The sequence below is a fragment of the Bifidobacterium sp. N5G01 genome (genome assembly GCF_002742425.1).
GTDB classification, from domain to species: domain Bacteria; phylum Actinomycetota; class Actinomycetes; order Actinomycetales; family Bifidobacteriaceae; genus Bifidobacterium; species Bifidobacterium hominis.
The window spans coordinates 386768-399438 of the sequence record NZ_NJNP01000001.1 but is presented as its reverse complement, the minus strand read 5'-3'; the positions used below and the strand labels follow the sequence as shown (position 1 = coordinate 399438).

Below are 12671 nucleotides of genomic sequence, written 5' to 3'. Positions count from 1 at the left end.
GTTCGCGGTTCGGCAGGGTGGGAGCGAGCATGTGGGCATGCGGAAAAATTGAGGATTGTGCGAAAGCCGTATGAGGCTCCATGACAGAATATAAAGAACGCATAAAGAAATGTATGGTGTAAACGATGGCAGAATTTGATTTTTCCCAAGCAATCGGCGAAGCACGCGCCAAATACGAATCGATTTCCAAGGCGCTTGACGTCGACCGACTGACCGCACAGGCCAAGGATCTTGAAGTGCAGGCGGCCGAACCGGGACTGTGGGATGACCCTGAAAACGCGCAGAAGGTGACCAGCAAGCTTTCCGCGGTGCAGTCCCAGCTGAAGCGTCTCGCCTCCGCAATCCAGCGTATCGACGACGTCGAGACGCTCGTGGAATTGGGACAGGAAGAAGACGACGCCGACACGTTGGCGGAAGCGCGGTCCGAAGTCGAAAGCATTCAGAATGATCTGGCTGACATGGAAATCCAGACCCTGCTTGACGGCGAATACGACGAACGTTCCGCAGTGGTGACTATTCGCTCCGGTGCCGGCGGCGTGGATGCGGCCGACTTCGCACAGATGCTGTTGCGCATGTACCTGCGTTGGGCGGAACGCAACGGCTACAAGGCCAAGGTCATGGATACATCCTATGCGGAAGAGGCGGGCATCAAGTCCGCCACCTTCCAGGTGGATGCCCCCTATGCGTATGGTCGCATGAGCGTGGAAGGCGGCACCCACCGTCTGGTGCGCATCTCCCCATTCGACAACCAGGGCCGCCGTCAGACCAGCTTCGCAGCTGTGGAAGTGGTGCCGCTTGTCGAAGCGACCGATCATATCGACGTTCCTGATTCCGAAATCCGTGTTGATACCTACTGTTCTTCCGGTCCTGGCGGTCAGGGCGTGAACACCACGTATTCCGCGGTGCGCATCACCCACATTCCGACCGGCATCGTGGTGACCATGCAGGATGAGCGCTCGCAGATTCAGAATCGTGCCGCGGCCATGGCCGTGCTGCAGTCCCGACTGTTGGTGCTGCGCCACGAAGAGGAAGCCAAGAAGAAGAAGGAACTCGCCGGCGACATCAAGGCCAGCTGGGGCGATCAGATGCGCTCCTACGTGCTGCATCCGTATCAGATGGTCAAGGATCTGCGCACTGGCTATGAGACCTCGCAGACCCAGGCCGTGTTCGACGGTGACATCGACGCGTTCATCGAAGCTGGTATCCGCTGGCGTCATGAACAGCGTCGCGAGGCTGCGGAAGAAGCGGAAGCCTAAAAGCCGCGATTACCGTAATCAGAACAGCACATAGTGGAGGGGTACGACGATGGCGCTGATTTCACTTGAGCATGTGAGCAAGGTGTATCCAAAAGGCACCAGGCCTGCGTTGGATGATATCAATCTCGACATCAATCGAGGGGATTTCGTGTTCCTCGTAGGCGCATCGGGTTCTGGCAAAACCACATTGCTGAGCCTGTTGCTGCGTGAAGAGGAGGCCACGGACGGCGAAATCCGCATCGCAGGCAACGATTTGCGACGCCTGTCCGCACGGCAGGTGCCTCATTATCGTCGTTCCATCGGCTTCATCTTCCAAGATTACAAGCTGTTGAACAACAAAACGGTGTGGGAGAATGTGGCATTTGCACTTGAAGTGATCGGCACAAGCCGTTCTACCATCAAATCGTTGGTGCCAAAAGTGCTGCAGACGGTTGGACTCACCGGCAAGGAGGACAGCTACCCGCATGAGCTTTCCGGCGGTGAGGCGCAGCGTGTGGCCATCGCGCGAGCGTATGTGAACCATCCGCAGATTCTGCTGGCCGATGAGCCTACCGGAAACCTTGATCCGACCACATCGTTAGGCATTATGGAAGTGCTTGACGCCATCAACCGCACCGGCACTACCGTCGTCATGGCCACACATAATGAGGAAATCGTCAACTCCATGCGCAAGCGCGTGGTCGAACTGCATACCGGCAAAATCGTGCGTGACGAGCAGCAGGGATCCTACGATTCCGCACTGTACTTCCCGGATGCCGAAGTGGAATCCAAATCGCATCAGGCGCTGAATGGTGGCGATGCCGACGCGAAATACCGTGCGCCAAGCGGTTTGGTCGTGTCCGATGCTTCCGATGGGACGGTGGATGTGGAAGGTGCGACGCGAGCCGAAACCGCGGCGAATGCGGTCGATGCAGTAGCCGCTGCCATCCACAGTGGCAATGGAGATGCGGGCATTGCGCGACTTGCCAATTCCGTGCATTCCGGTCGCACCGGCCGTTACGGAGAGGCGTTCGCCCCGGTGGAGACCACGCTGACCTGGGGCAAGGGGCTGAAGATCGAGGAACTTGCCGAACAGGAACAAGCTGATTCGTCTGCACTTTCCCAGAGCGAATCCAATGCCGATGCCACTATCGTTTCGTCTGAAACAAGTGTCGAAGCAGGAAACGCGGATGAAAACGAGCAGCCGGCGGAGCCAACGGTTCCTGCGCCTCCGGCACCGCCTATGCCTCCCGTGCCGCCAGCGCCTCCGGCCCCTCCTGCCGTTCCCGCGGCAACTGACGATGACGAAGCGAACTGCGCAGAACAATCCGCCGAACAGCATGAAACGTCCGAAAACAAGGAGAACGACTGATGCGTTTGCGTTTCATTCTTTCCGAAACCTGGAGCAGCCTCAAGCGTAACGTGCCCATGCTGCTTTCGGTGATGCTCGTTACCTTCATCTCATTCCTTTTCATCGGAGCGTCGGTGCTTACCCAGGCGCAGATCACCAAAGCCAAAGGCGATTGGTATTCCAAGGTCGAAGTGGTGGTGTGGATGTGCCCCGACGGCACCAGCCAATCCGTGAACTGCACTGCGGGAACCGCCGCGACGCAGGCACAGATCAACGACTTGCAGCAAACCATCCGCAATGAGCTTGCTGATGATGTTTCGCAGATCACCTTCGTCAGCAAGGAAGATTTCTATAACGACACCTTCCTCAAGCAATATCCGAACGGCGAATATCAGGGGCGTACGCTTACTGCCGATGACATGCAGGATTCATTGTGGCTCAAACTCAAGAATCCTGAAAAATACCAGGTGGTTTCCGAAGTGCTTTCCGGCAAGGAAGGCGTCGATACCGTCAGTGACCAACGGCAGATTTTCGAGCCGGTTTTTGCCGTGTTGAACCGCGCTACCATTGCGACCGCCGCATTGGCCGCGGTGATGGTGGTTGTTGCCATTATGCTGACCGGCACCACGATTCGCATGTCTGCGGCGTCTCGCAAAACCGAAACGGAAATCATGCGTTTGGTGGGTGCTTCGAACTGGACGATTCGATTGCCGTTCGTTCTGGAAGGTGCGGTCGCGTCGTTGGTGGGTTCGCTGCTGTCTTGCGCCACGCTTTCGATATTGGTGAAGGTGTTCGTCACTGATTGGCTTGCGACTTCCGTGAAATGGATTCCGTATGTGAATCAGATGACAGTACTTTGGATTTCGCCGATTCTGGTTCTTGGAGCGGTATTGCTGTCTGTGATTGCATCCACGGTATCGTTGCATAGATATCTGAAGGCCTGATAGGTATTGCTTAATGGCAGGTGGCGGTACGTGTCGCGGATTTTAAGCATGAGATGCTATGGTGTGGAACAATGATGGGAGGCAAGTGACCGAATGATAAGCAAAAAAGCTCTCAAGCCGGCCGCTGCGGTATTTGCAACGGGGGCTATGTGCGCCACGATGGCGATCGCCCCGTTCGCGCCTGTTGTTCCGCAGGCGCATGCTAATACGTATAGCAATCTGGTGAACGCGCAGAATCAGAAGTCCAATAGCGCACAGCGTGAAGCGCGGTTGCGTTCGCAGCTTTCTGGTGTGAAGTCCGATCTGGCAGACAAGATCGTCGAGCTGGACGAATTGACGAATACGAAGATTCCGGCGGCCCAAGCTGAGGTCGATGAGGCCAATGCCGCTGCCGCTTCGGCGCAAAGCGAGGCGGAGGCTGCCGCTTCCCGTTTGGAAGCGGCGCAGAAAGACAAGGAAAACCTCGAAGCGCAGATTGAGCAGACGGGCAAGGACTACGACGACGCGCATGCGGCCGTGGCGCAGATGGCTCGTGAAGATATGCATGGTTCCGACACATCCACCGTGATGAGCGTGGTGACCGGTGCCACAAGTACGCAGGAGTTCATCAACTCCATGCAGTCGCGTGATGCGTTGAGCCGTACCGAGGCCAATGCGGCCAGCGATGCGGCGAATACGTTGAACACGTCGATGAACCGTAGCGAACGTCTTGCCGCAATCGAAAAGCAGATCGCCAATCTGAAAACCACAGCTGATGAAAAGGCTGCATCCGCACAGCAGGCTGCCGCCTCCGCACAGACCCAGCGCGACTCGCTTGACCAGTTGCGCGCAGAAGGCGAAACCCGCCGTGCCGAATTGGAAAGCAAGCAGTCGCAGCTGAATAGTGACGTGGCCAAGCAGGCGGCGCAAACGGTTATGTTGCAGTCGCAGGTCGATTCCTTCAATCGCCAGTATGCAGCCGAGCAGGCCGCCGCAGCCAATCAAAACAATGGCGGCAATCAAGGGCAGACCCAGCCAGGCAACAGCAATACCAATAATGGCAGCAACAATGTGACGCCTGCTCCCGCGCCAACTCCTGCGCCTACTCCCACTCCTGCTCCCGCGCCGAGCACCAATAACAATTCCGGTCAGGGAACCTCCAATGGCGATTACGGCAATGCCTACGTGGCCGGCCAGTGCACGTGGTGGGCGTACGACCGTCGTAGACAGATGGGCATCGGAACCCCTTCATATTTGGGTAACGGTGGTCAGTGGTATATTACAGCTCCCTCATATGGTCTGCGAGTGGATCATAATCCGCAGGTGGGTGCGGCTCTCTCCTTCCTTCCCGGACAGGCTGGAGCAGATGGTTTCTACGGTCATGTGGCCGTTGTGGAAGCGGTGAACGGAAGCACTATCACCATTTCCGAGATGAACGCGTCCGGTGGTCCCTTCAACGTGTCGTACCGCACGCTATACAACGCATCTCAGTTCTGGTATGTGCACTGATTCATCAAGGAGCGTTTGAGTTTTTCCTTGAACGTTGTGTCACGGGAGCGCGCCGCCTGAATCGTTGGGCGGCGCGCTCCCGTGATATTGTCGATTGTTGCGTTGCAAAACACTTCTTCGAAGAACCGGAAAGGAGGTCCGACATGGCCAAGGAGCAAGGTGTGAAGCCGATTGCGCAGAACAAGAAGGCACGCCATGATTACGCCATCGAAGACAAGTATGAAGCCGGTCTGGTGTTGACCGGCACTGAAGTGAAGTCGCTTCGTGAGGGACGCGCATCGCTGGCCGAATCGTTCATCACCATCGACCGTCGCGGTGAAATGTGGCTTGAGGGAGCCAACATTCCTGAATATCTCAATGGTACGTGGAACAATCATGCCCCTAAGCGCAAGCGTAAGCTGCTACTTCATGCGGCGCAGATCGACAAGCTGGCACGTCAAAGCCAAGCTAAAGGTTTCACCATCATTCCGCTGAGCCTGTATTTCAAGGATGGCCGCGTCAAGGCGGAAATCGCGTTGGCCCGAGGCAAGAAGGAATTCGACAAGCGTCAGGCGTTGCGCGAGGAACAAGACAAGCGTGAGGCGTTGCGTGCCATGCGCTATGCCAACAAGCAAGTGCGATAAGTCGAAACCGGAAAATTTCCGGTTTCACATACTGACATAAAGCGGTGGTCGTAATATTTTTGTAGCTTGACTTCTCTAGTGTATGGTTCGGATTCGGTCGAATAGACCGAGCGAGACATAGGAGAAGGATATGGAAGCGAAGAAAAGTCTGAAGGCGGCTGCCGCGTGCGTGCTGAGCGTTGCGATGTTGTTTGCTGGAGCGGCATGCGGCACCAGTGATGGAAGCGACGATGCGGCTTCGTCCAATAGCGGTTCGAAATCGAACGAACTGACGGGGTACGATGTTTCGTCGGTGCAGAAAGACGATGACATCGCCAAACTGTTGCCCGACTATGTGACGAAGGACGGCAAGCTCACCATCGGCATGGACACGTCGTACGCTCCTGCGGAATTCCTTGCGGAGGACGGCAAGACCCCGGTCGGCTTCGATGTCGATATCGCCAAGGCTTTGGCACAGGTGTTCGGTCTTGAAGCGGATCCTGAAACCGCGAATTTCGATTCGATCATTCCGTCGGTCGGATCCAAGTACGATATCGGCATTTCGTCGTTCACCGTGACCAAGGAACGTTTGGATGCGGTTGATTTCGTAAGCCATTTCGATGCCGGATCGGCATGGGCCGTGAAGAAGGGCAATCCGAACAAGATCGACACGTCCGATCTGTGCGGCAAGAAGGTGGCCGTGCAGACCGCCACCATGCAGGAGACCGAAGCCAACAAGATGGCCAAGCAATGCGAGGCCGACGGCAAGGATAAGCTTGAAGTGATCTCCAGCAAGCTGCAGACCGATGTGACCACGAACGTTGTCACCGGCAAGGCTGACGTGTTCTATGCCGATTCGCCGGTCGCGGGCTATGCCATCGCGCAAACCGATGGACAGCTGGAAACGCTTGGCAAGGTCGAGGGCGTCGCTCCGGAAGGCATCGTCATCAAGAAAGGCGACAGCCAGATGGATGAGGCCGTGCAGAAGGCCGTGCAGAAGCTCATTGACGACGGTACGTATCTGAAGATCCTCAAGTATTGGGGCGTCGAGGACGGTGCCATCAAAACGCCGGAAATCAATACGCCGGGCGCCGAATGATTCCATGATTGAACCGTCTGCGGATCAGACGGTTTCAAGAATCGCATAGCTTGCGATATGCCGGAAACAAAGCGGGTTTTGATCATATTGTGATATGACAAAACCCGCTTTTTCGTAGGGAAAAACGGCATGTCAAATAGAGTTTGCGTACTATTAACGCGGCCGTAGCAATCGTTTTTATGGTGCGTGCAGAACTTCGGTTCGGCCGTTTTCATACGGTCGGGAATGAAGAGATGATTCGCGATGGCTTTCAATAATCTGAGGAAACTCACTGTTTTGCGCTAAGCGCCGCCATGATCGTTTCGTTGGGTGCGTGCGGCACATCGGAAAAGTCCGATTCCACGGCTTCCGGTGATTCCAAGTCGTCGTCGAACGTCACCGGTTATGACGTTTCCGGTGTGACGAAGGATGCTGATATAGCCGCAATGCTGCCGGAATCAGTCACCAAGGACGGCAAGCCCACCATCGGCATGGACACGTCGTACGCTCCCGCGGAATTCCTTGCGGAGGACGGCAAGACCCCGGTCGGCTTCGATGTCGATATCGCCAAGGCGCTCGCCAATATGTTAGGTCTTGAGGCCGTGCCGCAAACCGAAGGCACGTTGGAAGCCCTTGGCGAGGATGTCGGCGTGACCAAGGAGGCAGTGGCCATCAAGAAGGGCGATTCCGATACAGCCAAGGCGGTGCAGGCCGCACTGCAGAAGCTCATGGATGACGGCACGTATATGAAGATCCTCAAGCATTGGGGCGTGGAGACCGGAGCGGTCGACAAAGCCGAAATCAATTCGACCGACCTCGGCTGAACGATCAAACGTAAGGCAGGTATCGTACGCGGTGATACTGTGATGCCGATATGACGGAAGGCATGCGGACCGAATCCGCGTGTCTTCCGTTTTTCGTATATGGATTTTCCGTGATTCGATGGATCTTCATTGCGTGATTCTTGGCTGGTGCGTAGGTTTTGCGCAACGTAACGTACATGTAGCATTGCGCTCTTATCGTGCCTATTTGAGATACTGAGGTTCTCTGCAATCGAATGGCGTTGAGATCTCGGTATGGCAATGAAGAGATAAGAAGAAGGATATGCGTATCATGTCTTTGAAGATCAAGTCCGTTGTGGCGCTTGCGCTGAGCGCGGCGATGTTGTTTTCCGCTGCCGCTTGCGGCACCTCCGATGCTTCCAAGTCCGGCGATTCGTCGGATTCGTCGAACACTACCACCGGTTACGATGTCAGCACCATTGAAAAAGATGACGAGCTGGCCAAGCTGGTTTCGTCCAGCGATCTGGTGAAGGACGGCGAGCTTTCCGCCGGTATGGAGCTTTCGTACGCTCCGGCTGAATTCTATGCCGAAGACGGTAAGACTCCGGTCGGCTATGATATCGACATGACCAAGGCCATCGCCAAGACGCTTGGTTTGAAGCCGAACATCGTGTCTTCCATGTTCGACACCATCATTCCTTCCATTGGCTCCAAGTATGATCTGGGCATCACCGCCATGACCATCACCGAAGAGCGTATGCAGTCCGTGGATTTCGTGAGCTACTACCGTGCGGGTTCCACGTGGGCCGTGCAGAAGGGCAATCCGAAGAAGCTCGACACTTCCGACATGTGTGGCGCGAAGATTGCAGTGCAGACCGGCACCGTGCAGGAAGAGGAGGCCAACACCATCGCCAAAGGCTGCGAGGCCGACAACAAGGCCGAAGTGATGTCGTACAAGCGTCAGGCCGAAGCGGCCACTGCAGTGGCTACGGGCAAGGCCGATGCGTTCTATGCCGATTCGCCGGTCGCCGGTTATGCCATCTCCCAGACCGACGGACAGCTTGAGGCCTTGGGTGACGTCGAAGGCGTGGCCAAGCAGGGCATCGCTGTCAAGAAGGGCAACACCCAGCTTGCTGAAGCCGTGCAGAAGGCCGTACAGAAGCTGATGGACGATGGCACGTATATGAAGATCCTCAAGCATTGGGGTGTGGAATCCGGTGCTCTCGACAAGGCTGAGATCAACCCGACCGATCTCAACTGATCTCATCTCCACTATTTACATCAACAACGAAGGAACTGAAGCATCATGGCGAAAAAACAGATCGACGGCGACGGCCTCGATATTCCGAATCGCATCAAGGCGCTGCCGGTTAAGCGTACGGGCCCGATTGTGGCGGCGGTCATCGTTGCTCTGCTCGCCGCCATGCTGCTGCAGGGCCTGATCACCAATCCGCGTTTCGAATGGAATGTGGTTGGGAAGTACCTGTTCAACGAGAATGTGCTTGAAGGCATCAAATACACGCTGCTGCTGACGGTCATCTCCATGGTCATCGCGATTGTTCTGGCAGTGATTCTGGCCGTGATGCGCAAGTCCATCAATCCGGTGCTGCGTGGCGTGAGCTGGTTCTACATTTGGTTCTTCCGTGGCACCCCTGTGTATACGCAGCTGGTGTTCTGGGGTCTGTTCGCCGTATTGGTGCCCCGCATCGGTGTGGGCATTCCTTTCACGTCCATTGAATTCTGGAGCATTGACTCGCAGTCCGTCATTACCGCGTTCAACGCGGCATGGCTGGGTCTCGCGCTGAACGAAGCGGCATATCTGGCCGAAATCGTGCGTGCGGGTCTTGAAGCCGTCGATCCAGGTCAGACCGAAGCGGCCAAGGCGCTGGGTATGAAGCGTTCCATGATCATGCGTCGCGTGGTGCTTCCTCAGGCCATGCGCATCATCATTCCGCCGACCGGCAATGAGTTCATCGGCATGTTGAAGACCACCTCGCTGGTCAACGCCGTGCCGTTCACGCTGGAACTGCAGTTCGCCACCACCGCAATCGCAACCCGACTGTACAAGCCGATTCCGCTGCTGATCGTGGCCTGCATCTGGTATTTGGTGATCACCTCCATCCTGATGGTGCTGCAGTCTCGTCTGGAGAAGCATTTCGGCAAGGGCTTCGATGCACGACCGGCCGGCGCGCGCGGCAAGCAGCCGCCGCTGCCGGGTAAAACCGAAGGCGAACCGAAAGACGATATCGCCAAGCAGAACGAGGCAACGTTCGCGGGCATGACCGCGTGAGGGGAGTGAGCAATGACTGAACCAACCACCAACGGTGTTGTTCCCGCAGTGAAGGCCACGCAGGTGCATAAGGCTTTCGGTAGCCTGCACGTGCTCAAGGGCGTCGATATGACGGTTATGCCCGGCTCGGTGACGGTGATTCTGGGACCTTCCGGTTCCGGAAAATCCACGTTCCTGCGCCTGATCAATCAGTTGGAAACGCTGACCGGCGGCGAAATCGACGTCGACGGCGAAATGATCGGCTACAAGTACGTCGATAAGGACGGCAAGCAGGTGCTGCAGACCCTGAACGACAAGGAAGTGGCCGAGCAGCGTTCCAAACTGGGCATGGTATTCCAGAGGTTCAACCTGTTCCCGCACATGACGGCGCTCGAAAATGTGATGGAAGCGCCGGTCCACGTCAAGCACATGGATAAAAAGGAAGCCCGCAAGCTTGCCATCGAAGAACTGAATCGCGTGGGCATGGGCGATCGCCTCGATCACTATCCGGCACAGCTTTCCGGTGGCCAGCAGCAGCGCGTGGCCATCGCCCGTGCGCTTGCCATGAAGCCGGAAATCATGCTGTTCGACGAGCCGACCTCCGCACTCGATCCGGAATTGGTGGGCGAAGTGCTGAACGTCATGCTGTCTTTGGCGAAAGAAGGCATGACCATGGTGGTTGTCACCCACGAAATAGGCTTCGCGCGCGAAGTCGCCGATCAGATCGTATTCATGGACGGCGGTGTTGTTGTGGAACAGGGCGGTCCTGAAATCATTGACAATCCGCAGGAACCACGATTCAAGGACTTCCTGCAGCACGTGCTGTAAATCGCCGTAAGCGTAATCGTAAGAGTCAGACATCTCTTCATTTCAAGAATTGCGATCAAGAGAATGGCTGAAGAAAATCCCCATGTTGAAAACTGTCGGCATGGGGATTTTTGTGTCCATATATCAAAGGTTCGGCGCGATGGAGCGGTTTCGTTTCGAAAATGACACCATTACCCGATAAGCTGAGGTGTTATGTGTGGAATCGTAGGATATGCAGGAAATGTGGAAACCGCGTGCGGCAAGCCGTTGGAAGTGTGCCTCCAAGGCCTACAACGTTTGGAATACCGCGGGTATGATTCGGCCGGTGTGGCGCTGACCGCGCCCGGCATGGACCATGTGGAAGTGCGTAAGAAGGCGGGGCGTCTCGCCAATCTGATCGAAGACGTGGAACGCAATCCAATGCCGATGGCCACCGTGGGCATCGGACACACCCGTTGGGCCACCAACGGCGTGCCGAATGACATCAACGCGCATCCGCATACTTCGCGTGACGGCAAGGTCGCCATCATTCATAATGGCATCATCGAAAACGCCTCCCAACTTCGTCTTGATCTGCAGACGGAAGGCTACCGTTTCTCATCGGAAACCGATACGGAGGTCGCGGCGAAACTGTTGGGCAAAATCAGTGAGAAAATCGTTGAGGAAACCGGCAAGCCTGACCTGTTCAAGGCCGTGCGACGCTTGGCGCGCATGCTGGAAGGCGCGTTCACGATTCTCGCCACCGACTGCCGTCAGCCGGGTATCGTGGTCGGTGCCCGCCATGATTCGCCGCTGGTGGTTGGTCTTGGCGAAGGTGAGAATTTCCTCGGTTCCGATGTGGCCGCGTTCGTGGCCTACACGAAGCGTGCCATGGAAATCGACCAGGATCAGGCCGTGATGGTGTCCGCCGATAAGGTCGTGGTGTCTGATTTCATGGGCAACATCGTGGCCGATCCGAAGACCTACACCGTGGATTGGGACGCTTCCGCGGCCGAAAAGGGCGGTTGGGACTCCTTCATGGACAAGGAGATCCATGAAGGGCCGGCGGCGGTGCAGCGCACGCTGTTGGGACGTCTCGGCAAGGACGGCAATCTCAATCTTGACGAGGTTCGCATCGACGAGCATGATTTCAAGGCGATTGACAAGATTATCGTCATCGCCTGCGGTACCGCCGCCTATGCGGGCATGGTGGCCAAGTACGCCATCGAGCATTGGGTGCGTATTCCGGTGGAAGTGGAGCTTGCCCACGAATTCCGCTATCGTGATCCGATTCTCACCCCGCGCACGTTGGTGGTGGCCATTTCGCAGTCTGGTGAAACCATGGACACGCTGATGGCATTGCGCCACGCGCGCGAGCAGGGTTCGAAGGTGCTGGCCATCTGCAACACGCAGGGCGCGTCCATTCCACGTGAATCCGACGCGGTGCTGTACACGCACGCTGGTCCGGAAGTGGCGGTCGCCTCCACCAAGGCGTTCGTGGCGCAGATTACTGCCGCCTACGTGCTTGGCTTGTATTTGGCGCAGGTCAAGGGTGCAATGTTCCGTGACGAGATCGCGCAGGCGTTGGATTCCCTCAAAGACATGCCTCGCAAGATCCAGTGGGTTCTTGACACGCAGGCCAAGACCGTGCATGATGCTGCCGCACAGATGGTCGATGCGAAGTCCTTCCTGTTCCTGGGTCGTCATGTCGGCTACCCGGTTGCGATGGAAGGCGCGTTGAAATTGAAGGAAATCGCCTACACCTTCACCGAAGGCTTCGCGGCCGGCGAGCTCAAGCACGGTCCGATCGCATTGGTGGATGAAGGCGAACCGGTAGTGTTCATCGTGCCGCCGGCACGTGGCCGCAATGTGCTGCACGCCAAGGTTATTTCCGGTATCGAAGAGGTCAAGGCCCGTGGCGCGTACATTATCGCCGTGGCCGAAGAGAACGATCCCGATGTTGAACGCTATGCGGACGTGGTGTTCTGGCGTCCGGCCTGCCCGACGCTGATGAGCCCGCTGGTGGATGTGGTGCCGCTTCAGCTATTCGCCATGGACATGGCCAAGCTGAAGAATTACGACGTTGACAAGCCTCGTAATCTCGCCAAGTCCGTCACCGTGGAGTAATCGTTCATA

11 protein-coding genes are annotated in these 12671 nt (G+C 56.6%); all 11 read left to right on the top strand.

Annotated elements, in window-relative coordinates:
* Positions 1–125: 125 nt before the first annotated feature.
* On the top strand, positions 126–1256 hold the full coding sequence (prfB, locus tag CE168_RS01695) for a peptide chain release factor 2 (protein WP_099570865.1): 1131 nt from the start codon (positions 126–128) through the stop codon (positions 1254–1256).
* Between the two features lie 49 nt (positions 1257–1305).
* Complete coding sequence (ftsE, locus tag CE168_RS01690) at positions 1306–2607, top strand: cell division ATP-binding protein FtsE (RefSeq protein ID WP_099570864.1); 1302 nt, start codon at positions 1306–1308, stop codon at positions 2605–2607.
* A complete protein-coding gene (ftsX, locus tag CE168_RS01685; protein ID WP_099570863.1) occupies positions 2607–3530 on the top strand; it encodes a permease-like cell division protein FtsX in 924 nt (307 codons plus the stop codon). The genes ftsE and ftsX overlap by 1 nt, the downstream gene beginning before the upstream one ends.
* A gap of 93 nt (positions 3531–3623) precedes the next feature.
* Positions 3624–5018, top strand: coding sequence for a CHAP domain-containing protein (locus tag CE168_RS01680; protein ID WP_099570862.1), 1395 nt, complete (start codon positions 3624–3626; stop codon positions 5016–5018).
* 143 nt (positions 5019–5161) lie between these two features.
* Entirely contained in the window at positions 5162–5641 is a 480-nt protein-coding gene (gene smpB / locus CE168_RS01675; protein WP_004219704.1) for an SsrA-binding protein SmpB, read from the top strand.
* 130 nt (positions 5642–5771) lie between these two features.
* Positions 5772–6719, top strand: coding sequence for an ABC transporter substrate-binding protein (locus CE168_RS01670; RefSeq protein ID WP_099570861.1), 948 nt, complete (start codon positions 5772–5774; stop codon positions 6717–6719).
* Positions 6720–7012: 293 nt separating this feature from the next.
* Positions 7013–7522, top strand: a complete 510-nt coding sequence (locus tag CE168_RS01665) for a transporter substrate-binding domain-containing protein (protein WP_099570860.1) — start codon at positions 7013–7015, stop codon at positions 7520–7522.
* A gap of 289 nt (positions 7523–7811) precedes the next feature.
* The gene (locus tag CE168_RS01660) at positions 7812–8741 is read left to right on the top strand and encodes an ABC transporter substrate-binding protein (RefSeq protein ID WP_099571164.1); all 930 of its coding nucleotides are present in this window, start codon (positions 7812–7814) and stop codon (positions 8739–8741) included.
* A gap of 45 nt (positions 8742–8786) precedes the next feature.
* Positions 8787–9770 carry an amino acid ABC transporter permease gene (locus CE168_RS01655; protein WP_099570859.1) on the top strand — a complete coding sequence of 328 codons (984 nt, stop codon included), beginning with the start codon at positions 8787–8789 and terminating at the stop codon, positions 9768–9770.
* Between the two features lie 12 nt (positions 9771–9782).
* Positions 9783–10577: an amino acid ABC transporter ATP-binding protein gene (locus tag CE168_RS01650; protein WP_004219687.1), complete on the top strand. Its 795-nt coding sequence runs from the start codon at positions 9783–9785 to the stop codon at positions 10575–10577.
* Positions 10578–10769: 192 nt separating this feature from the next.
* A complete protein-coding gene (gene glmS, locus CE168_RS01645) occupies positions 10770–12662 on the top strand; it encodes a glutamine--fructose-6-phosphate transaminase (isomerizing) (RefSeq protein ID WP_099570858.1) in 1893 nt (630 codons plus the stop codon).
* Positions 12663–12671 lie beyond the last annotated feature (9 nt).